We start from the raw sequence: 26,503 nt of genomic DNA, 5'->3' as shown, positions 1-26,503 counted from the left end.
TGTCCGCTGGTTCTTCATTCAGCTCTTCGGCCGTCAGATCCAGCGTCGTTCCGTCGAACGTCTGCCTCCCCATCAGCCCCCGGTGCGTCAGCACCAGCTCCGTTCCGCTGTCACTCAGCATATGGGCGATTCGCTCTTTCGGGTAATCCGGGTCAATCGGCATATAGGCCGCTCCCGACTTCAAGATGCCGAGTACCCCAGCTATCATGTCCGGCGAGCGCTCCATCAGGATGGCTACAATCGCATCCGGCGTCGCTCCCCGCCGACGAAGCGCGTGCGCGATCCGGTTCGCCCGCTCGTTCAGCTCGCGGTATGTCCACACATCCCCCCGCCAGACGACCGCCGGCCGATCAGGCACACGCTCCACCTGCTGTTCAAAATGCTGATGGACCATGTATTCGGTCGGGTGGGCGATGCTTGTATCGTTAAACGTCCGCAGCAGTTGCTCCCGCTCTTGCTCGGTCACAATGTCGGCCTCGCTCAACCGCAGCTCGGGATGATGTACGATCTGTTCAAGCAGGCGGACAAAATGTCCTGCCATGCGCGCAACTGTGCTCCGCTTGAACAGCGCCGTGTTGTATTCCCATTCCATCGTCAACCTTTCGTCTTTGTCCATAACGCCGACCGTAAGATCGAATTTGGAATACTCATGATGGAACACGAATGGCTCGCATGTTATTGTCGATGCTGTTCTCACGTCCGATTCCGCGCTTTGAATCGTGAACATGGTGTCAAACAATGGACTTCTGCCCATATCGCGCTGCAAACCAAGACGCTCGATCAGCTTCTCCAAAGGATAATCCCGATGCTCGTGCGCTTGAACGACTGCCTCCTTCACTTCGGCCAACAGCATCCTAAATGTTTTACGATCTTCCGGCATTGCCCGAATGGCCAATGTGTTAACGAACATTCCTATTGTTCGTTGGAGCTCGCTGTCAGGCCGGCTGGAGGAAGGAACGCCTACGACTATATCTTCTTGTCCGCTGTATTTGTACAACAAGGTGTAGTAGGCCGACAGCAGCAGCATGAACAGCGTCACATTCTCGTCAATAGCCAGACGGTTGACTGCATGGCTTAACGATTCGTTCAGCTCGACGAACAGCCGTCCCCCATCAAATTGCTGTACGGCAGACCTCGCATAATCGGTCGGCAATTGTAGGAGCGGAACCTCGTCCTGGAAGAGCGCGGCCCAATAGCTTTCCTGCAGAACGTAATCGTCGCCGTCCAACCTCCGCTGCTGCCAAACCGCATAATCTTTGAACTGCAATGCAACAGGCGGCAGCTCTTGACCCTCATATAGATCGAATAGTTCCTGTACAAACACATTCAGCGAGATGCCATCCGAGATGATATGATGCATGTCGATCATCAGCAAATGCTCTGCCTGCGAAAGCCGGAGCACTTCCATGCGAACGGACGAATCTCGATTGAAGTCGAACGGACGGATAAAGGATCTAATATGTGATTCCGGATCTGCGCCATTCGCTGCAATTACGTAACGATAGTCAGGCTCTATATCCGCGTGTATCCGTTGCATCAAAAGTGCACCGTCCATCTCGAAGGAAGTGCGCAGAACTTCGTGACGCTCGATCAAAGCGGCATAGGCCTTATACATGCGCTCCTGATCCAGCACGCCCTTCACCTGCATGATACAAGGCATGTTGTAGCTCATATTGAGCGGATTAAACTGGTGCAAGACAAATAACCGGGTCTGGCTGTACGTTGCCGGGTACGACTCGCTCGGCGGTGCTGGGACGATTCGTTCCTGCACCTGACGCTCCGATTCGTGAATCCATTCAGCCAACTGCTTTAGCTTCGGCTTTTCGAATATAACGCGCAGCGGCAGTGACAGCCCTATCGTTTCCGAGATGCGGGCCGTGAGTAAGGCCGCCTTCAAGGAGTGCCCGCCAAGCTCGAAGAAGTCGTCATAAGCCCCTGCGACTTCTACTGAAAGAATTTCCGACCAGAGCATTGCCAGCCACTTTTCAGTTTCCGTTGCAAAATCAGCTTGAGAACCATCGTTTCGGACGTGAGCCCTATTCGCTGGCGGCAAGGCTTTGCGATTGACTTTACCGCTTGGCGTCAACGGCATCTTATCCATCTGCACGAAATAAGACGGAATCATATACGCTGGCAGGCGGGTTATCAGATGCATACGCAGCTCCGATTGCGTCCATTCACGGCTCGCCACTACATAGCCGCATAGATAAGACTCCTCATGCTCATCCAGATATGCCATGACGATGGCATCGGAGATCCCTTCGGCCTCCATAAGCCTAGATTGTATTTCTTCAAGCTCGATTCGGTAGCCTCGGACTTTGACCTGATGATCGATTCTTCCCAAATATTCAATCATCCCATCCGTTCGCCATACTGCCATATCTCCGGTTCGATACAACCGCTCGCCTCGCATGAATGGATGCGGCGTAAATTTCTCGTCCGTTAGCTCCGTATTGTTGAGATATCCGATAGCAAGACCTTCACCCGCCAGGCAGAGCTCGCCCGGCACACCGATCGGCACAAGCTGGTTATGTTTGTTCATAATGCAGGCCGTTACATTCCGAAGCTGCTTGCCTATTGGCACCCTTCCCTGGAAATTCCGTTCAACGATATATTGCGTCGCATAAATCGTCGATTCGGTAGGGCCATATAAATTAACAAGCATGACATGATCCGATTGCGCATAGAGCTTCTCGACCAATTCTTTCGGCAGTGCCTCCCCGGCAGCAAACACGTATGTCAGCATGTTAACAATTCGCACCTGGCTTGCATTGCGCAGAAACAACTGCAGCATCGAAGGCACGAAGTTGATATGCGTAATGCAATACTTCTGTATGGCGTTCAGAATTGCACCCGGATCCTTCTCATCGCCATCCGGCAATACGACGAGCCGTCCTTGTCCGAATATCCAACTGAATAGCTCAGCAACGGATACGTCAAAGGTGTACGTTGTTTTGAACATATACGAGTCGCCGCTCCTGAGCGGATATTCGGCCTCAAGTGCAAGCATCGTATTGACGACGCTGCGATGTTTGACCATTACGCCTTTCGGTTTGCCCGTGGAGCCCGAAGTATAGATAATGTACGCTAAATCCTCGGAGCTGTTGATTGCCACCGGATTGCCTGCTTGGTCCGAATAGTCGGATTCGGGGTCCAGCACAATCACCGGCTTGCAGTGGTCCAGAATCATGCTCCTGTATGCTTCTTGTATCAGCATCAACGATGCACAGCTATCCTGGAGCATGAAAGCCGTCCGCTCAACCGGTGAAACCGGGTCTATCGGAAGATAGGCTCCGCCCGCCTTTAGAACAGCCAAGATGCCGACAACCATTTCGGCAGAACGGCTCGTTATAATCGCTACGATATCGTTCGGGCCGACACCGTTGCTGCGAATCAAATGGGCAAGACGGTTGGCGCGTTCGTTAAGAGCGCCGCAGGTATAGCTGAGCTCCCCTTCAACGAGTACAATACGATGCGGATCAAGGGCCGCTGACTGTTCCATGAACTGCTGAATGGTTTGATCCGTAGGAAAATCGCCTTTATTTTCATTAAACGTCTCTATAATTTGACTGCGCTGCTCAGCGCATACCCATTCAACTTCCGCTATCCGTTGTTCCGGGTCTTGCAGCACAGCATCCACCAAGTGCTCAAAATTGCGGGAAAGGCGGGTTATCGTCTCTTGAACGAAAATATCGCTGTTGTACTCCCATTCCAAGCCAAGCTCTCCGTCTTGCTCAGTGATCCCCAAAGTCAGGTCGAATTTAGCCGTTTGATTATCAATCGAATATGGCGTCAGCGCCGCATCCCCCAGAGCGGCCGCAATTCTGTCCATATTTTGCCACACGAACATCGTTGTAAATAAAGGATTGCGGCTAAGATCGCGGTGAACGCCTAACTTCTCAATCAGTTCCTCCAGCGGGTAATGCTGATGGGCAAATGCGTCCAACACCCGAGCCTTGACCTCATCCACGAATTGAGCGAACGTTTTATCCGGTACAGGATAATTTCTTAACGGCAAAGTATTGACGAACATTCCGGCTACATTTTCCAAATCCGGATGGGCACGACCGGCTACAGGCGTTCCGATGATGATGTCCTCTTGCCCCGAATATTTGTGCAATAGGATGTTATATATAGCAAATAACGCAATAAAAGGAGTAAGACCTTGCCGATTCGCCAGCATTGTGAGCTGCTTCGTTTGCCGTGAAGAGAGGGTCGTTCGGATCCGGCCGCCGCAGAAGCGCTGGATTTGAGGACGAGGCAAGTCCTCTTGCAATTCAAGCACAGGCAGCTCACCTGCCAAGGTCTCTAGCCAGAACGATTGCTCGCGTTTTTGCTCCTTACTGCCAATACGATTATGCTGCCATACTGCATAGTCTTTATATTGAAGCCGTTGTTCCGGTAATGTTTCGCCGCGATACAGCTTTTGCAAATCGTTCATATACAAGTTAAACGAAAGACCATCCGAAATAATGTGATGCATATCGAGAACTAGCAAATGTCTGTCTTGTGCGATACGGATGACGAATCCCCGCGCTAGCGGAGCCTTGCCTAAATCGAAGGGGCGAACCCACTTCGCGATCCTCGCTCGAAGGCTTGATTCTTCTTCGTCCACCGCATCCACCAGCTCCAGCTGAAAGCTTGCGCATGAATCAATCTGCTGCACGATCTCTTGCCCTGACATTCGGAAGGACGTCCGCAGACTTTCATGGCGCATGCTCAACTGATGGAACGCTTCTTGCAGCCGCGAAGCATCAATGCTCCCTTTGACTTCATATACAACCGGCATATTATAAAGAATACTGTCCGGATTCATTTGATGAATGATGAACATTCGCTTCTGAGCCGAGGAAACCGGGTAATCCAGCGCCGTGTCTGCTTTCGGAATGGAATGATACTCCGTCTCCGCGGCGGCATCGATATGCGCAGCCATTTCCTGCAGTGTCGGAAGCTTGAATATATGTTTCAGCGACAATGACACTTGAAACGCCTGCTGTACGCGAGATGCAAGAACCATCGCTTTCAAGGATTGGCCGCCTGCTTCAAAGAAGTTGTCATGCAGTCCGATCCGCTCGATGCTCAATATATCCTGAATGATTCCAGCAAGGCGCAGCTCGGTGACCGTTGAAGGAGCCGCATATTCATCACTGTTCCCCCGCTCTGGAATAGGCAGCGCACGCTGGTCGATTTTGCCGTTGGCTGTTAATGGGAAGCGCTCCAGCTCCATCATAACCGCCGGGATCATATAGGAAGGCAAAGTCGCACGGAGGAATGCCTGCAGATCGACTTGTCGAATTGGCTGCCGGGTTGCGTAATAGGCGCATAGATACAACTCACCCCTGTCATCGGCACGAGACAGCACAATGGCCTCCTTGACATCTTCTTGCTGAAGCAGCCTTTCCGTAATCTCCCCGGGCTCAATCCGATAACCTCTTATTTTCACCTGGTGGTCCATCCGGCCGATATACTCTAGGCAGCCGTCTGGCAGCCATTTCGCCGTATCCCCTGTCAAATATAGCTTGGAGCCCGGCTTATACGGATGATTGACGAATTTTTGCGCAGTTAACTCCGGGTTGTTCAAGTATCCTTGTACAAGACCTTCACCAGAGAGACAAAGCTGTCCCTTAACACCAACCGGCAGCAAATTCAAATCTGCATCCATAATGTAAGCTTCCGTCTGCGCAATTGGCCTGCCGATCGGAATTGTCGTCACATCATCTGACACGGAATCAACCGGATAATACGTAGCGAATACGGTGCTTTCCGTCGGACCGTACACATGAATCAATTTTCCTGGTCCGATCCACTCCAGTACTTTTTTCACATGCGGGACGGATACGCGCTCTCCCCCGAATAAAATCTTCCGCACACGAACGAAGCAATCCAGCGCATGGTCTGCCAACGTATTGAATAAAGCCGTCGTGACGAAAAACACCGAAATCTCATGACGCCGGATAATCGCCGACAGATTTTGCAAATTCAGCAAGTCGTCTCGATTGACAAGCACCAATTCCGCTCCGTTCAGTAAGGCGCCATAAATATCAAAGGTTGAGCCGTCGAAAGCATAGTTGGACAGCTGTAAAATTTTGTCGTCGGATGTCAGCTCAATGTAATTCGTTCCGCAAACTACACGGCTAATGTTAGCGTGCGTCGCCATATTCCCCTTCGCTCTTCCTGTAGACCCGGAGGTATAAATAATATATGCTAGGTCATCGGACGTGCTGCTAACGGGCAAGTTCGCCGCCTCCCCATAAGCAAGCTCCTCTTCGTCTAAATAGAAGCACTGTCCGGTGAAGCTAGCCGGTACTGACTGGCTTCGTTCCGTCAATAGCCATTGGGACCCGCTGTCCGCCAACATGTATTCGATTCGCTCCGCAGGATATTCGGGGTCGATCGGCAAATAAACGCCGCCTGCCTTCAACACGCCGAGAATAGCTACGACCATATCAATCGATCTGTCGAGCATCAAACCTACGACCGTTTGCCTTTGCAGGCCCCGAGCCTGTACAGCCCGAGCCAGCCGGTTAGCCTTGGCATTCAACTCGGCATACGTAATCCTGCTGCCTCCATGTTGGACGGCGATCGAGTCAGGCAGAAGGGCAGCCTGCACCTCAAACAGCTCTTGGAGCGTTTGCTGTGCTGGATATTGCCCGCCTACCGGCTGGAAATCTGTCAACAATCGCTCCTTTTCAACATCGCCAAGCATCGTAATCTCACGTAATTTGCAGTCGGATTTGACTGCAATGTCTTGGAATAGCTGCAGCAAATGTGCCGACATCCGTTCTGCGGTTGCGCGATAAAACAAATCCGTATCAAACTCTAGTTCAAATGCGATGCCATCGTCATGCTCATTCGCTGTAAGCAAGAGATCGAACTTGGCTATGCCGGTTTCCAAATCCAACCACCCAATCTCTTCCCCGCATGTCTCCAGCCTCTCCATATTCACGCTTTGCAGCGCAAACATCGTATCGAACAGAGGGTTGCGTCCCGTATCCCGCTGAAGCTTCAGCTTCTCAATTAACTGATCCAGAGAGAACGCGCGATGCTCGGCCGCTTCCAGTACCTGACTGCGAATTTCTTCAAGAAATTCGTTGAACGTCATTGCCGAGCGAGGAAAGGTTCGTATCGGCAGGGTCTGAACAAACATGCCCAGCGTACCGTTCAGCCCCGGGTAATCTCTTCCTTCCCACGGGGTGCCGATTACAATATCTTCTTGCCCGGTGTACTTGGCAATAAACAGACTATAGGCTGCCAAAAGGATCATATTTAGAGTGATGCCTTGCTTCAGCCCGATCCTCCTCAGCCGGTCCGCATGCGCTTGCTCCAGATTGAACCGAATCCGCTCTCCTCTATGCCGCTTTACTACTGGGCGCGGATGATCCGTCGGCAACTCCAAGAGCGGGATATCTCCCTGGAAAGCTTCCAGCCAGTAGGACTCCGCCAGCTTCATCGCTTCGCCATCCTGCCGCTGCTCCTGCCATATCGCGAAGTCCTTGAACTGTATCGGCAGGTCAGACAACGGCTTGCCATAATAAAGCTGCATGAGCTCCTGGACGAAAATCTGCAAGGAAGCCCCGTCCGAGATGCTATGATGCATGTCCAACAGGAGGACATGACGCTCTGAATGAAGCCGAATTACACCTGCTCGCAATAGAGGGGCTTCTTCCAGGTCAAAGGGCTGCACAAAGGCTGCTACAAGCTCGCGCCAATCCTTCTCATCGGCATCCCATACAGGCAAATTCCAGGACACATTGTCATGTACGCGCTGCATCAGTTCATCGTCCTGCCACTCAAAGGAAGTCCGCAATGATTCATGCCGATTTATTAAGAGGAGGAACGCCCGATTCAACGTATCAGGGTCAAGACTCCCGTTCCAGCTCAATGCCACCGGCATGTTGTAGCTTAATAAATTTCCTTCGAGATGATGAACAGCATACAGCCTCTTCTGGCTCGAGGTCGCAGGGTACAAGCCGTTAGGATCAAGGGCAGCCGGTCGTATAGGCTCGAACGTACCGGTTTCCAAGCTGTTGATATATGCGGCCTGCTCGCAAACGGTCGGACGCTGGAAAATCGCTTGAATGGACACTTCCGTACCAAATTCCTTGAACAAGTGCGACGACAGTATGACCGCCTTCAGGGAATTACCCCCAAGTTCGAAGAAGTTATTATTAACTCCAACCTTGTTGATGTTAAACATTTTTTCCCATATAGCGATAATCGTTCTTTCGGCATCGTTGCTCGCAGCCTGATAGAGCTCCTCCTGCCCTTGCAGTACATCGGGAACTGGAAGCCGTTTGCGATCTACCTTGCCATTGGAGGTTAACGGGAACTGGTCGAGCTCCACCATACGTGCCGGAACCATATAATCCGGCACATTGTTACGCAAATAGCTTTGAAGCTCTCTATATGAGCATTCGGACCCGAGCGTATAATAAGCGCACAAATACGGTTGATCTGCCTCATCTGCGATTGTACTCACATAGGCTTCCAGTACAGACGGGTGCTCCCGCAAACGAGCGGCGATCTCTCCCGGCTCAATGCGGAAGCCGCGGATTTTGACCTGCTGGTCGATCCGCCCGATATACTCGATGTTGCCGTCCTCCAACAGTCGGACTAGGTCCCCTGTCCGGTACAGCTTCTCGCCAGGCGCATACGGATGGTCCACAAATCTCTCCGCCGTCAGCTCCGGCTGATTTAAATAACCCTTCGCCAGTCCCGCTCCCGACAGACACAGCTCCCCAGGCACGCCCCGCGGTTGTATCCGCAGGCTGCTGTCCAGCACGTAAGCCTCCGTATTCGAGATTGGCTTGCCAATCGGCACTGTTGCCGCGTCTTCTTCTATTGCTGCAACGGGATACGCCGTCGCGAATACAGTGCTTTCCGTCGGACCATATACATGAATCAGCTTGCTTGCTCCCATAACCTTCAGCGCCTGCCTCACATGCGGAACCGATACTTTCTCGCCTCCGAACAGCAGCTTCCGAACGCCGGCCAGGCACGACGGGTCCACATCCGCCAGCACGTTGAACAGCGCCGTCGTGATGAAAAACACGGTAATGCCCTGCTCGCGGATCACGCGCGTCAGCTTGCGCATGTCCAGCAGCGCTTCCTGCTCCAGCAGCACCAAGGTCGCACCGTTCAGCAGCGCGCCATAAATATCGAAGGTCGAGCCATCGAACGCGTAATTGGACAACTGCAGCAGCTTGTCCTCCTCTGTCAGCTCGATGTAGTTCGTCGCTTTCACGACACGGCTAATGTTCGCATGCTTCGTCAACGTCCCCTTCGGCTTGCCTGTGGAGCCGGACGTGTAGATGACACAGGCTACGTCCTCCGAGCCGTTCACCGACTCCGGATTCGTATCCAGCGAGCCGTCATCTGCCATAGCTTCCTCTATCGTAATCAGCGAGATATCCTGCTTCACGCGATCCGCCAAATGCTGCCGGCTTACCAGCCAAGCGGCTCCGCTGTCCGTCAGCATGTACCGAATTCGCTCCTCCGGATACTCGGGATCGATCGGCAAGTACGCTCCGCCGGCCTTCAGCACCGCCAGCAGCGAGACGATCATCTCCGGCGACCTGTCGCTCAACACCCCGACGATTGTGTTCGCCCTGACCCCGCGCTCTCGCAAGCGATGAGCCGCCCGGTTGGCCATCGCATTGAGCTCCCCGTAGCTTAGCTCCCTTCCCTCGAAGACAAGGGCCGTCTTCCTGGCATTCCGCTGCACCTGCTCCTCGAACAGTTCTGCCAGCGTCCGATCTTTCCCATAATCAGTCCGCGTTTGCGTCAGCTGCTCCAGCTGGTCGCTAATTTCCGAATCGGTAACCGCATAAATTTCTGACAACTCAGCCTCCGCGTTTTCTGTAAGCTGTTGAATCAGCTTCAGGAAATGGGTTTGCATGCGCAGTATCGTTTCTTCAGTGAACAGGTCCGTGCTGTACTCAAATTCGCAGGCTAGATAATCTGAACGTTCCAATACGGTGAGCGTAAGATCGACTTTTGCTGTATACGTTTCAAAGAAACAAGCCGTTAGCTCCAGATCCTCCACTCGAATGTCCGTTACATCGTTATTAAGATAGGAGAACATGACATCGAATAAGAAATTGCGGCTTAGATCCTTCTGAATCCCAAGACGCTCGACTAATTCCTCCAGTGGATAGCTCTGATGATCGTAAGCTTGGATAACCTGCTCCTTCACGTTGCCAAGCAGCTGGACAAAGGAGCTGTCTCCACGCGGGTAGCTGCGAATCGGCAGCGTGTTGACGAACATGCCCGATACCGAATGCAAATCTGGATGAATTCTGCCTGTTACCGGTGTACCGACAATAATGTCTTCTTGATCCGAGTATTTGTGCAGCAGCACTTTGAATACGGACAATAGCGTCATGTACATAGTAGCCCCGTGCTGGACCGAAACTCGTTCTAACTGGCTTACTAAATGTTTCCCAATTTCAAACCGTATCCGCTTGCCCTCGAACTTTTGTGTGCGCGGTCTGGCATAATCGGTTGCTAGCTGAAGCACCGGAACTTCACCGCCAAGCGTCTTCAGCCAAAATTGCTCTTCCTTTTGATAATGGGCGGATTTCCTCCATTCATGCTGCCATACCGCATAATCTTTATATTGCAGATTTAGCATAGGAAGATCCCGATCTTCATATAGGGCAAACAGCTCCTGCAGCAGCAGCTCAACAGACGCACCGTCCGTTACAATATGATGAATGTCGAAAGCCAAGTACCATTGTTCGCCGCTTTGTTTGATGACCAGCAGGCGCATGAGCGGAGCGGCTGCCAAATCAAACGGCCTCATAAAGCTTCTCAACATTTCGTCAGCCTGTTCGATATTCGCCTCCTTATACTCGATCACTGCTTCGGATTCCTCATGTACGTACTGGAACAGATCGCCATCTATCATCTGGAAGGAGGTGCGGAGCGATTCATGCCGCCGTATAAGCTGCCTGACCGCTGTGGACAATCGCTCCTGATGCAGGAAGCCTTTCACTTTATACACAAACGGAATATTGTAACTCGTATCTGCACCTTCATATTGCCGAAGGACGTATAGTCGCTTCTGAGCGGAGGAGGCCGGGTAATAGTCGGCCTCCTCCGCCGATTTGAACACGAAGGCTTCCTCCGCCTCTCTCTTGTCAATCCACGCGGAGAACTGCTGCAAGGTCGGTCGCTCGAACAGCTCCTTCAGCGGCACGGACAGATTAAATTCATTCCACACGCGCGCAGCAAGCCTCATCGCTTTAAGCGAGTGTCCGCCTAAATCAAAGAAACTGTCCGTTGGATTGAACGCTTCAACCTCAAGAATCTGCTGCCAAATGAGATACATCTTGTTCTCGGTAGCCGTCTGCGGCACTGCTGCGGTATCAGTCGGTGCATTTCTTATCGGCAGGGGCAATGCTTTACGGTCTACTTTGCCGTTAGGCGTCAGCGGTAAATGAGCAAGCGGCATGAATTGTGCTGGTATCATATATTCAGGCAAAGACTGCGCGAGATAGCGCTTGAATTCAGCAGCTGTCCAGTCTCCGCACGGAACGAAATAAGCGCATAACAAGGATGCGCCCCGCTCATCCGTATAGGCTGTCACTATCGTCTCCTGAACAGAGTCATGCCGGTTAAGCCGATCGGCGATTTCGCCCGGTTCAATGCGAAAGCCGCGAATTTTAACCTGATGATCTGCGCGCCCTATATAGACGATATTGCCGTCTGGCAGCCTGCGAACCAAATCGCCGGTACGATATATCTTCTCCCCTGCGATGAACGGATGATCGACGAATTTCTCATTCGTAAGCTCTTCATTATGCAAATAGCCCGCCGCCAAACCATCGCCGCCAATATATAGCTCTCCTGGCACACCGACCGGAACGGGACGCAGCTTGCTATCCAGCACGTACGCAGTCGTATTGCTGATTGGCAGTCCAATCGGGATTGTTTCCAGCATCGGGTCTATTTCGTTCAAAACGTAATACGTCGCGTATACTGTGCTTTCCGTCGGGCCGTATACATGAACAATTTTGCCGGCCCCTAGAACTTCATAAGCGCGTTGCACATGCTTGAGAGAAACCTGCTCGCCTCCAAACAGCACTTTGCGAACATGCTTAAAACCGTCCAACTGAATGTCCACCAATGTGTTGAAAAGGGCAGTCGTAAGGAAGAACACAGTAACCTGCTGCTCTGTGATGACAGCCGCCAGCGCGGCAGCGTCGATCACTGTCTCTTTAGGCACTAGAACCAACTTCGAACCGTTCAGCAATGAGCCAAAAATATCAAATGTCGACCCATCAAAGGCATAGTTGGACAATTGCAGCACGACATCGTCATGCCGCAAATCGATATAATTGGTGTCCAACACGACCCGGCTAACATTGAAATGGCGAATCAGCGTTCCTTTCGGTCTGCCTGTAGATCCTGACGTATAAATGATATAAGCCAGCGAATCCGAAGCCTGAACATCTGACGGCTCATTCATAGTTTCATCTGCGTCGGTCGATTCGATAGGATCATCGATGAGCAAAACGGCGCCTTCGAACGACCGCCCCTCCTGCATAAGCTTCGACTGTGCGACCATCCATTTGGCCATCGAATCCTCCAGCATGTAAGCAATGCGGTCCTCCGGATATTCCGGATCAATGGGCATGTAGGCCCCGCCAGCCTTCAATATGCCGAGAATGCCCACGATCATGTCGATCGAACGTTCAGCCATCAAAGCTACTGCTTCATTGACCTGTACTCCGGCATTACGGAGACGCTTCGCCAATCGGTTCGCTTGCACATTCAACTCTCGAAAGGTGACCGATTGACTGCCAAATTGTACAGCAATTGAATCGGGCGATTTCTCGACCTGACGCTCGAACAGCGCGTGCAGCGTCAGCTCGCGCGGATACGGCGTAGACGTTTCGTTCCAGGCCTGCAGGAGCATACGCTCCTCGTCCTGATTGATTAAGCTGATTTGACCGATTGGATGGTCGGCAGCCGTGATCAGCAATTCAATGGCATTGTATAGATGAACCACGATACGCTTTATAGTCGCTTCATCGATTACGCAACGGTTGTATTTGATCTTGAACTCGATTCCGTCGTAAACCGCTACTGCTAAAGTCAGATCAAATACGGTCATCTCAAAATCAGTAAAGGAAACCATCTGTAACGCATAATCGTCGCTAAACACATCGGTTAGCGGAAAATTTTCGATGACCATAATGGAGTTAAACAAAGATTCATTTACATTCACGTTCGCGCACTGCTTGATCTCGGCCAGGGAGCTGCTTTCATGATGGATATTCGCCGTCATCGTACGACCGATCTCTTCCAAATAATCAATTAATGACATATACGGAGTCGTTCTCACCCGCAAAGGCAATGTATTGATGAATAGACCCACCATATCAACTATATCTTTGACGTCGTTATTCCTGCCGGAAACCGTCGTGCCTAAAATGACATCCTCCCGGTCGCTGTATTGCTGCAAGACGAGGCCCCATGCCCCGTAGAGCGCGGAGGCAAGCGTAATTTTCCGGGTTTTTACGAATGATTCCAACGCTGCGGCCATCCCACTGTCCAGCTTGAAGGTATAATGGCCGGGCAGAAATGTCTCTTGTCCCTTGGCAACATCGGAATGCGGAAGTACAACGCCGCCCTCCCAACCGGCTAGCGTATCGGACCAATACTTGTGTTGGCTCTCCTTATCGAGGCCGCGCAAATATTTAATATATTCTTTATAGTGATTCTTCATTGGCTTCCGCAAAGTTTCTCCGGCCACAAGCGCCCGGTGCGTCGAAAAAAACTGCTTCAATAGAATCGCATTGCTCCAGCCGTCATACAAAATATGATGATTGCTAACAATCATCTCGCATAAGTCATGTTCTAGCTTGCACCAGGTAACACGAAAAGCAACTTCCTCCAAATTAAACCTTTCGCGAAGCTCCTTCTCCCTTATCCGCTCTAGCTGCTCCTCCCTTTCCTCTGTCGAATAGCGCGTTAAATCATGCTGGTGCATTTCGATGGAACGCTCTTTTAAAATGATTTGAACTGGACTTTCTAGCCTCTTCCACCGAAAAACGGTACGCAGCGATTCATTCCAGGCGATGACTGCGTTCCAAGCCTGTTCAATCGTGCTTGCATCTGCTTTTCCACGCAATTTCATGCTCATCTGCTGATAGTGCAGGTCACTTTCCGGATTTTGAATATAATGAAACAGCATCCCCTGCTGCATAGGAGTCAATGATAAAATATCTTCCACGTTACGCTTATCTAATTGCATGCCTGACATGGCTTTAAGTCCCCCTGATTGCATCAACTGTTGGCTCTCATCTTTCCGTACATAGGATCTTAGAGCTATCAAGCTGCTAAAGGAGAAGCTCCTTTAGCAGCCGGCCGTCTATTGAAATAAAAAGTCAAGCGCGTTCTGATCAAGATCGGCTTGTTCAAAGTCAGACGGGGTAAACTCTACTTCTTCCTGAGACATCGTATATTCAATGATTTGTTCCAAATGATTCATGAATGATTCCGCGAAGACAAGCATCGTATCTTCCCTTATTGCTGTACCATGGTAAGCAATTTCATAGGAGAAGATGCCCTCTACGATCATGCAGTTCACATCAACCTTGGCCGACATAGGATTCCCTGCTCCGATTTCCCCAACTGCACTCATATTGGTAAAGCCAAACAGCCCATTGTTGAATTCTTGGTCAAACTGCCCTAAGTAGTTGAACCTCAGCTCCGTCAAATTCCCGTTGTCTTCGGGGAGTACCTTATCCAAATATTGCAAAATACCGAAGCCAATTCCGTCATGCGGCAGCATTCGCGTCTGCTGTTTAATTCCTTTTATCCTTTCGCTCAACGTTTCGCCCATCAACTGCAATCGCATCGGATACATTGTCGTAAACCATCCCGTCGTCCGGGAGACATCCAACGACTCCGTATAACGGCCGTGATTTTCCAGCATAACAACGAGGTCGGTAGCTGCCGTCCATTGATGAACTGCGCATGCGAGCGCCGTCAGAAGCAAGTCGGTAATTTCTGTATTGAAAGCACGGTTGGACTCACCGCGAAGAAGGCGCGTACGGGCAGGATCCAATGCCCCCCGTATCGTCTGCTGCTTCGCAATTATCCATTCATCCGTCTCCGCATCCAGAGGAAGACTGAACGGGTGAAGCAGCGCTTCCTCCCAATAAGCCCTTTCCTCGCGATGAGTGCCGGCGACGGATACTCCCTCCACATAAGCCTGCCAATCGAGCAGGGAGGCTGTCTTGTCCGGCAGGGACGGCTTCCTTCCCATCTCCAGCTCTCCATAAACGTAAGCCAAGTCCTCCAGCAAAATACGCCATGTAATGCCGTCGGTCAGCAAATGATGCGCCGTAATCAGCAACCGTCTCTCAGACTGGCCCATATCGAATGCGGCAACTTTGATCAATAAATCCCGTTCTATGTGAAAGCTTGATTTGATCAACTGCGCTGACTCTTCGACGGCAAGCTGTGCAGAATCTCCTTGTCCAGATAAGTCATAATAAGCAATCTTAAACGGCACATGGAGATGGTTGTTATTGAAGAAGAGCGAGCGTGCGCGTAAATCCGCATTGAGACGCAGCCCGTCATGATGAGCGATTAACTGCTCGAACGCCTCTTCCAGCCGTACGATATTAAACTCCTTGCGCCACTCTAGCATGATCGATTGATTAAAGTGATGGGGTTCAGTCAATTTTCTTGCAAAGAACCAGTGCTCGATCGGCGTCAACTGTTTATCGCCGGCGATCAGCCCCTGCTCATATCCAGCATGCTCTTGGTTCGTCTTGACGTGATACGCGATTCGCTCTATCGTGCGGTGCGTGAGCACGTCGCCGACAGCTAGTCGCCACCCCCGTTCGTTTCCATTAAATTTGGAAGCGATTTGAATCGCTTTAATTGAATCCCCACCGAGAGCGAAGAAATCATCCAGCACACCGACATTGTCCAATACAAGAATTTTCTCCCAGCAATCACACAGAAGCCTTTCGAGTTCGCTGCGGGGCTCGACATAATCCTCCCCTGTATCCACGCTGCCTTCCGGGTCGGGCAGCTGCTTGCGATCGATCTTGCCGCTGCTCGTTTGAGGAAACTGCTCCATTGATATAAAGAAAGCAGGAACCATGTAGTCGGGAAGATACTCCAGCAATTTCCTCCGAAGCTCTTTCACCGTCCACTGCTGCGTCGCAATATAGTACGCGCATAGATAAGACTGCCCATTATCAGTGGAACGAGCTACAACAACCGCATCTTCAACCGTCTCCAGCTCAATCAACCGTTGACGAATCTCATCAAGCTCGATGCGATATCCTCTGATCTTGACCTGATGATCCATTCGGCCCAGATACTCGATCGTTCCGTCTGCCGACCAGCGTGCAAGATCTCCGGTAGAGTACAGCAGTCCATCGTTCGTGTATGGATTCGCCACGAACTTCCGAGCGGTCATTTCTGGGTAATTCAAATAACCTATCGCTACGCCGTCGCCACCGATGCACAATTCTCCAGGCAGTCCAATCGGCTGAAGCTGTCCCGAAGGGCTTATGATATAAGTCTGTGTATTGGCTACAGGCCTGCCGATGGAAACGTGATGCTGGCATGTAGCGTCAAGCGAACATCCCGTTGCGTAAATAGTCGCCTCTGTCGGCCCGTACAAGTTCTCCAGTGAAACACCCGGCAGCGCACCACAGAACCGGCGAACCAGTTCCATTGGCATTGCTTCTCCGGCAACGAACACATAGTCCAGCGTTTCCATCATTCGTATCTGTTCGGATTCGAACGGAAAAATGCTGAGCATCGAAGGCACGAAATTAATATGCGTGATCCGACAGCGCTTAACAACCTCCATAATCCGCTGCGGGTCCTTCTCCGCCCCTTGCTCCAATATAACCAGCCGCCCATGGCCGAAGAAAAACCCGAATATTTCCGTGACAGACACATCGAAGGTATAAGTCGTTTTCAGAAGAAAAGCATCGGACTCCTGCAGCGGATAGCATTGCTCCAAATACGTGAGCAAATTAACTACGCCGGAATGCCTCACGATTACCCCCTTCGGATTTCCAGTCGATCCCGACGTATACATCACATAGGCAGCCGCAGCTTGGGACGAAGGGTGGGCTGCGATCGAATCGCTGCATACTGCCGACAATTCAGATTCATGAATGGCCAGTACCGGAACCTGCGCGGATATGTCCATCGCCGGTCTATCCTTAACGAGCAGCATTCTCGCGCCACTGTCGGACAATATGAAGCTGATGCGTTCGGCTGGGAACCCTGGATCAACAGGCAGATAAGCAGCCCCCGTTTTCAAGACAGCAATAATAAAGATGATCATCTCAAAAGACCGCTCTACCATAATAGCCACAATCTGATCGGATCCAATGCCGCTTTCACGCAGCTTGTGAGCGAGCGCATTGGATTTGGCATCAAGCTCCCCATACGTCATACAGCGCGTTCCGAACTCAATCGCTACACGGTCCGGATACGCCATAGCGCGCTCAACAAACAACTCGTGCAAGGTTTTAACCGAATACTTATTCGGAACGCCGCAAAAGTCCGTTAATAGCTGCTGCTTTTCCTTTTCCGTGACCATATCCAAATCGCCGATGAGACAATCTGGCCTATTTGCCAAGGAATCGAGCAGTTGAATATAATGCCGCCCCATTCGTTCAATCGTCTCAGGCGCGAACAATCGGTTTGAATATTCGATTTCAAAGTACAATTTTTCCGCTTGTTCCATCACGTCAAACGTCAGATCAAACTTTGCCGCGCTGAAATCGAGCGGATATGCGGCAAAGGCCGCGTCTTTCGACGCCCACTTCGACGATGCCAAATTCTGAAAGACAAGCATCGCGTCAAAGAGCGGATTTCTGCTCACATCCCTTTCGATCTCGAGATTGCTCACCAGGCTTTCCAAGGGATAATTCTGATGCTCGAATGCCGCGAGCGTATGGTGCTTGACCTCCGCCAAGAACGAAACGAACGACTTGTCCGCCGAAGGTGCATTGCGCATCGGCAGCGTATTTACGAACATTCCGATTAAATGCTCAAGATCCGTATGCGGACGATCCGCAATTGGAGAACCGACTATCACATCTTCTTGTCCTGAGTACTTGGCAAGCAGTATGTTGAAGGCGGCCAATAGCACCATATACAGCGTTGCCTCTTCCCGTTCCGCCAATTTCCGCAAAATACCGGTTAGTTCGCCATGAACGGAGAAAGGCTGCCGCTCCCCTTCGAACGATCTCGTCAACGGGCGGGGATAATCAATAGGAAGTTGTAAAACCGGTAGCTCACCGGATAAACGCTCGATCCAATATGACTCGTCCTTCGCTAACGATTCCTGCATTCGACCGTTGGTCCACGCTACAAAATCCTTATATTGCACCGGCAGTGCGTCGGGTGCAGCGCCTTCGTCGTAATTGTAAATCATTTCCTGCATAAACACATTCATGGACAACCCATCGAACACCATATGATGGCGGTCAATCCATAACAGCAGCGTACCGTCTTCACACTCGAGCAGTCCGACCCTCAGCAGCGGAGCCTCGCTTAGATCAAAGGGACGTGTGAGTGCCCTTACATGGGATGAAATTTGTTCCTTCTCAATAAGCTCCTTCTCGATTGTAATGACCGCGTCCTGACGGATACACTGCTTTAATTCGCCATCTTGGATGACGAATGTGGTGCGCAATACTTCGTGCCGATCAACAATTCGCTGCACCGCATTTCTCAAACGGTCCTCATTAAGCGCTCCTTCTACCTTGAACAAGGACGGCATGTTGTAGCTGGTCGAAGCACCCTTGTATTGGGTAATCGCATACAGCCTCTTCTGGGCTGAAGATGCTTCATAATAATCGCTGGCAGCGATTTGCGGTATTAAAGCCTGACCTTTACCTCCTGCTTGGCGAATTCTCTCAGCCTGTTCCTTGATTGTCGGTCCGGCGAAAAACTCGCGCAGGGCATATTCTACGCCGAACGCTTTCCGCACGCGGGTCAGCAAGAGCGTGGCATTAAGCGAGTGGCCACCCAAAGCAAAGAAGTTGGAGCTGATACCAATCGTTTCGATGCCTAGCAGCTCCCGCCAGATTTCAATGAGCCTTGCTTCTGTTTCGTTACGCGGGGAGATATGTTCCATCTCCAACGTCACGAAGCCTTCCTGTTCGGTCAGTGCAGTTCTATTTACTTTGCCATTGGCCGTTAAAGGAATTGCATTAAGCGGTATAAACCTGGACGGGATCATATAATCGGGCAGAACATTAGCTAACTGTGTGCGCAGATCTGCGGCATTTACCTCGCTAGCAAAGACGACGTAAGCGCTCAGATACTTATGTTCTCCTTCGCCGCGCACAAGAACGACCGCGTCTTTAACGGCACCATGCTCACGTAATTGCGCTTCGATTTCGCCTAGCTCCACGCGGTGCCCCCGAATTTTCACCTGGTGATCACGTCGGCCGACATACTCGATTGATCCGTCAGACAGCCAACGTGCCAAATCCCCCGTCCTGTACATAAGCTGATTCCTTCGATAGGGGTGTGCAATAAACTTCTCGTCGGTCAGCTCCGGCCGATTGTGATACCCGCGGGCCAGACTAATGCCGGCGATATACATTTCACCGATAACCCCTATCGGTTGATAGAGACCAGCGTCATTCAATATTAAGATCTCGGTTTCAGATATTGGCTTGCCGATTGGTGGCAATTCCTTGCTTTTTTCCGCATTAACCTCATGAATCGTAACGACATGCGTCTCTGAAGGACCGTAATGGTTGTATAGCTTAATCCGGTATTGGAGAAGCATCTCTCGCATTGTATTCGATAGAACAAGCTGCTCCCCAGCTGTCACGATTTGTCTCACCTGTCCGGCAAGCGGTTCAAAATACGCCGGGTCCGAAGCCAGAAGCTTCAAGAACGACGTAGGAAGGAACATCGTCTGAATGTGATGTCTATTCACGAATGCAGCCAGTTGATGCACATCGCGCTTCCGTTCGTCGTCTATCATGTACAATTCTCCACCGCTTAATAAGGTAGAGAAGATTTCCTGATAGCACACATCGAAGCTAAGCGTTGTAAACTGAAGCACTCGATCGAATACAAGATCTGTGTGCGCCTGCTGGTAGGCAAGCAGATTCAACAGCGTCCGATGCTCCAATTGAACGCCCTTTGGTTTCCCTGTCGTACCGGACGTGTAGATTACGTATAGTAAATTATCCTCCCCGCTATCAACTCCGAGATTATCCGAACTTCCCTCATACACGCTTGCATCGTCCAGCAGCAGCATGTTGCCTGTGAAAGACCGAGCTAGCCCGAGCTCTTTGCGGGTTACCATAAACTCCGCTCCGCTGTCCTCAATCAGGTATGCGATACGCTCTGGCGGAAGTTCAGGATCAATTGGAAGGAACGCGCCCCCTGCTTTTAGTATGCCGAGCATTCCTACAAGCATAGAAACCGAACGTTCATGAAGCAGCACGACCAGACGATTTCGCGACACTCCCATGCTGCGCAAGGAGCGTGCCAACTGGTTGGCCTTCTCGTTAAGCTCCTTATAGGACAGTCGCTCCGTTTCATCGGAACAGGCATACCGGTCTGGCGATCTCGATACCTGCAGCTCGAACCATTCATGAAGCGAAGAAGCCTTGTATGGTCGAACTGTAGCGGATTCATGGAACGACTCCAACTGAACGAGCTCCTTTTCGCTAAGAAGCGGCAATGCATTCAGTCTCTGTCTATCGTTGCCCGACATCCGCTCTAGCAAAGCCTCGTAATGCTGTAACATTGCATCAATCGTCGAATCCCGATAAAGATCCTTATTGTAATCCAACTGTATAGTCAGTTCGCCGTTCTGTTGTTCAAATACGTGGACGATAATATCAAAGTACGACGAATCATTCTCTTCGATTTGAAACGCGATATCAAGGTCATGGAGACCTGTAATATGCAAGTTTTCATTTTGTACGATGAACATAACCTGAACAAGTGGCGGGGTGCTTGGGTCCCGATCCACCTTAAGCTCGTTAAGCAGTACCTCAAATGGAATATCCTGATGCTCGTACGCATCCAGCATCATTTGCTTGACCTGCTGCAGATGGTCTCCGAATGTAAGGTTATTCGAAAAAGAAAACCGCAGCGCCAACGTATTCACAAACATTCCGATAACTTGCTCGACCTCAACCCGGTTGCGGTTCGCGATTGCCGTCCCAATGACCAGATCATTCTGACCCGAATACCGATAGAGCAGAGTCGAAAATGCGCTTATTAATGTCATGAACAACGTCGCCTCATGCTTTCGGGTCAACATTCGAATGCCGTCGGACAATGGTTTGTTAAGCGTCCAATATTTGCGTCTGCCATGGAAGGTTTGATTAATCGGCCTTGCGAAATCCGTTGGCAATTCCATCATTTGCGGCGCACCGTCAAGCTGCTGTTTCCAATACGATAGCTGATCATGGCATTCGCGGCTGTCAAGCCACTCTTCTTGCCACAGGCTAAAGTCTACATATTGAATGGACAGCGGTGCCAAATTAGGTGCTGTGCCCTGAGACAGAGCGGTATACAGCTCATTCAGCTCTCGTAGAAATACGCCAATCGACCAGCCGTCCGATACGATATGATGAATAGTAATGAGCAGCTGATGCCCGAATTCGCTAGTTCTTAGTAATTGCGCCCGGATCAACGGATCTTGAGCCAAATGGATCGGGTTCGTTGCTTCTAGCTTGCTCCGTCTCCGAGCCTCCGCTTCAATATCCGGCTCATGCCGAATATCGAAGAGCGGAATGTCTAGCCGGCATGACGGGTGCACAATCTGGACGAGTTCTCCGTCCAGCTCGCTGAAAGAAGTACGCAACGTTTCATGGCGATCCACGACGCTTTGAATACTTTGTCGCAGCATCTCCACGTCTAGCCTGCCGGTTATGCGCAATGAAAACGTGTTAAGGTAATACACATTGCCTGGCTCCCATTGATAAATAAACCATTGCCGCTTCTGAGCATTGGACATCGGAATGCGGGCAGGCCGTGGTCTTGCTTGAATAGTCGGCATAACGGACTGCTCCTGCATTCCTTGTATGCATTCGGCTAATTGGCTAACCGTCGGATTGACGAATAAATCCTGCAGGCTGATAGGCACGCCGAACCGCTCCCGCAGTCTAGACACGAGCTGGGTAGCGATCAAGGAGTGTCCTCCAAGAGCAAAGAAGCTGTCGGTTAGCCCAACACGGTCGGCATGAAGAAGCTCCTTCCACATGCCCGCCAATTCATGCTCTAGTTCAGTCTGAGGAGCGATGAATCGATGCCTCGTTAATCTGGATGCCAGATGAGCCATTAAAGCTTCTGTATCGCTCTCTCCTCCCGGAAGCTCTGGCCACGTCCGAACCTCGTCTACTACTAATCGAAAATCGCCGCTCTGGCCTATGCCCTGGAGATAATCAGCAATAACTTCTGACAGCCTGGTAGGAAATACGCCTCTGCCATCCTTGGTCTGCAGCAAGACATGTATATTTAGCTGCAATGGCGACGGATTAACCGTACGCGCTCGAATATCGTGATGGGTGCCGTCCAACCCCACGTATAGCACGGGCTGCCGAACTGAAACTCCAGTCAATAACGATTCCAATCCACGCTTTGCGGAAATCGCGGAATACCCTTTTGCAATCATAGCTTCCTTGGCAATTAAGCCTTGACTCATCCCGACTTCATCCCAAAAGCTCCAAGACAAGCATACCGCCTGGATACCGCATAGCCGCTGATGCTGGACGAATGCCTCAACAAAGCTGTTCGCTGAGCAATAGCCGCCAACCGTCATACCCGAAGTCATTGTACGCGCAGAGGAGGCTGCAACGAACAGACAGTCCGCTCTTTCCAATGCAATTTGATGAAGCACATAGGTGCCATACAGCTTAGCCGTGTAATGCTCTTCCAAGCTGTCGACGGTCATGTCTGCAAGCAATTGTTCCCTAATAATGCCTGCCAGATGGATAATTCCTCGAAGCTGGGTTTTCCACTTCACCTCAAGTTCCCTGACTATGCAGCTCATCTCATCCTCATTCTCAATCTGGGTATGACGGTATTCAATCTCTCCCCCCGAGCGAACAGATTGCTCAATTAGCCGTGACCACATTTCTTTCTTGTTTGCAGAAAGCTCTTCAAGCGAAGTACGCCCAACGATGACAAGCTTGGCTTGGTAAACATTCAGCAAGTGGGCAGCGACAAGCTTCGCAATACCTCCCAGCCCGGTGATGACATACATCCCCGCATGTACAAACGGAATTTTCGGTTCGTGTACATGCTCCGGAATCAGCTGTCGCAAGCATTCGATATGCCGCTTGCCATCCCGATAAGCAACGAGAGCTGGCGCCTCGGCACACTCGATCTCCCGCTTAACGGCTTCGCCGTGAAGCTCAGGCAAGATCGAGTCAAAATCCACCACGCGGCAGCGCATATTTGAATACTCGTGCTCTACTGTCTTTACCAACCCGATCATAGTTGATTTGTCGTAAGCGATCCGATCATCCTCATTAACGAGAAGCGCATTTGTCGTAACGACCGTCATAGTAACCGATGACAGCATCAGCTCTGACAATCCCTTGATTAGCAGCAACAGGCTATGGCTACCCCGGACTTGCGAATCTCTTAGCGTTGCTAACGTATGCGCTGCCGATGCGGGTTCAGAATAATTCCACATATGCACAATATCAGTGATATTGGCTTGACGAAGAGCAAGCGCTTGCAGCAATTTCTTATAATCTTCCGGTTTAGCTGGGTTCAGCTTATAACGATTGGCATCGACTTGCTCGAATGAAACGCCCGCTTCAACCAAAATGACATTATCGGCGATATTCTTATATAGTCCATGCTCGTCTGCAAACAGCACATAACAACGGGAAATGCTCGCCACATCGCTGGAGTGCTCTTCCCATTTCTGCTGCTTCCATTCCGGTTGAAAGAACCAATGCGGAATGACATTGGCATGACCTGAAGCCTTTTCGATCTTTTGGATAATGCCACTATAATGTCCCGCCTTATACTTGCTGCTAAGCTCATTACGCTGAATCTTTCCTGAATTGGTTTTCGGAAACATTTGTTTAGCGACAGGAATGATGACTTCCGGCATAATTCCAATCTTGTGAACAATCTCTTCTTGTATTTTATTGATTATGGTTAGAACATACTCGAATTGGTCATCCGCCGGAACAAAAAAGATCACCAGTCTCTCCACTGAATTAGCGTCGTCTCTTATTCCGCATGCGGCTGCATAGGTCACGCTTACTCCATTTACACTCTCGACGCAAGATTCGATTTCATAATTATGATAGTTTTTTCCGTTCACAATAATTACATCTTTATCGCGTCCTGTGATCGTCAATATCCCTTCCTTGAGAAATGCCAAATCACCGGTATCGAACCAACCGTCATCAAGCATGACTTCATCGTTCGCTGCTTGGTTTCTGTAATAGCCTTTCATGAGTTGATCCGTTTTCACCTGGAATCGGCCGATCATACATTCAGGCAATAGCTCGTTGTCGCGGCCAACAATGCGCAGTGAGACACCTGGCAGGGGAGCTCCTAATTCAGTCATTGATGCCGTATCCGGACTATCCGGATCGACAAATTCCAGCACGCCTGTCAATGATTCTTGCGTCATCGTATTGGTACCGCTATGTAAGTTCCCGCGTATAATGCTTTTGGAATAGGTAATGACTGAGCAAAATTCGGACATTCCGAAAGCAGCCGTAATAGCGCTTTCTCGCAAAGCATGCGGTTCAAGTAGGTTTAAATACTTTTGAGTCGTCTGGGGAACAATTGATTCCGCACCGTTAATGATATGGCGTACCGATTGTAAATTCCAAGACCCCGCTTGAAGCTCCTCTTCTAAGCTGTTAATAAGAGCGAAGGCAAAGTTTGGTCCCCACGTGACGGACACCTGATAACGATCCATCCAATCCAACCAGTTGAGCGGTCGGGAGATAAATTGCTCGATTTGAGGATGAACTTGACTGCAGTAGTAATAAGTGCTTTGCAGATGCGAGAGGATAAGCCCTCCCACATGATCCAAGGGCATCCAATTCAAAAATATATCCTCACTCGTAATGCCCAATACCGTCGATGAAGAATGAATCATGCTTAGTACGCTTTTATTCGTATGTTGCACACATTTCGGAACGCCTGTGCTGCCGGAAGTGAAAATATTCAGAACAAGATCGTCTTCCATGCTCTCATTCCAATTATGGTTGGCCTCATATGTTGAAAGCGTCTGAATATCCAACACCTTAATCTCTTCCACATTCCACAGTTCGGATAATTTCGAAAGAGGGGGCAACAATTCCGAATCCGTAACAATTACTGCATGATCAAGTAAGTTCCAAATGTTATTTAGCTTTTTAACATCATTATTCCATCCCGTATAATCACGAACAACCCCGAGCGGAGCGGGCAAAAAGCCTCCTAGTATACATGCCCACAAAGTAGAAATGAAAGAACGATTGTATATAAACTGAAAAATGACATAATCGCCGCCCACTACCCCGTTTGCCACTAACCCCGCAAAAATACGTTCTGCTTCCAAAAGCATCTCTTGGTATGTCCAGGTTTCCTCTCTTCCTTCCCGATCGAAAAAAGTCAACGTACGGATCGAGTTGCTTTTTTGAATATTTCGTAATACTTCCTGTAAAGATTTCGGTGCATCCGGTTTTATCGGCAGAGGCTCTGTGGCAATATAAGATTTTTTCAGATTCTTACTCTGTTCCAGCTTGGACACCGTCGAATGTTTTGTTACCTTCTGCTTACCTACGGTGTGGCTTATCTCGTACGCAGGAAATAAATCAGAAAAATGATAATACGTTTCAGGAATTACGCTCTCTTGAAAAACCATAACTTTATTAATGCCAAGCTGATTTGCTTTCATAATATGCTGTTCCAAGACCTTCTCGTCCAACCTTGCTTTTGCAGTATTTTTTTCGGGCCGAACCAAAGTAAACACCACTTTCTTTGGGGAAATTTATCATTTACACGATTCCATTCCAATATACGAATAATACAGTATATTTTCTAAATTATACTTGAAGACGAATGTACATAAAGAAAAATAATATAGATAAATTGTTAATTCCTGATATTAGCGTGTAACAGATTTCAGACTCGTAACTAAAAACTCATTTTTTTTAATTATAACTTTCATATAACATTCTTGTATATAGCTAAAAAAGTAGAATTATGTCGAATAAGGTATTTATATATTTTTTACCGAACCAAAATAGCTTAATTCGACCGATATTGGTTATAATTTATTAATAACTTCATCTTTTAATGGTCGATATTTCCTGATACTGATATCCACGAGTTAAACTGAAATTTTCTATAGCAATGCACTCCGAGCGCGATTATTTATTTTATATTTCCCTCTTTAAAACTTCTGTTTGAACCCATTTTGATGGTTGACAGGTTGAGAGATATCATGGTAAATATTTTCTAGTTGATGTTTTTTTGTATGAGCATTGGCGGGTACAGA

The 26,503-nt window shown here is 49.9% G+C and carries 2 protein-coding genes; both read right to left on the bottom strand.

Features of this window, described 5'->3' with window-relative positions:
- A partial coding sequence (locus tag ABEW34_RS21020; RefSeq protein WP_430161293.1) for an amino acid adenylation domain-containing protein occupies positions 1 to 14,272 on the bottom strand: 14,272 nt, incomplete at its 3' end.
- 108 nt (positions 14,273 to 14,380) lie between these two features.
- Positions 14,381 to 25,900, bottom strand: a complete 11,520-nt coding sequence (locus tag ABEW34_RS21015; RefSeq protein ID WP_430161292.1) for an amino acid adenylation domain-containing protein — start codon at positions 25,898 to 25,900, stop codon at positions 14,381 to 14,383.
- Positions 25,901 to 26,503 lie beyond the last annotated feature (603 nt).

The organism is Paenibacillus algorifonticola (assembly GCF_050481745.1).
In the GTDB taxonomy this organism is placed as follows: Bacteria; Bacillota; Bacilli; order Paenibacillales; family Paenibacillaceae; genus Pristimantibacillus; species Pristimantibacillus algorifonticola_A.
Note: the sequence above shows the minus strand (reverse complement) of the source record. Positions and strands in the feature narration are given on the sequence as shown.

Bases quoted from the DNA above. Each gene is read 5' to 3' on its own strand.
- ABEW34_RS21015 (WP_430161292.1), bottom strand. From the start codon at position 25,900: ATGAAAGCAAATCAGCTTGGCATTAATAAAGTTATGGTTTTTCAAGAG.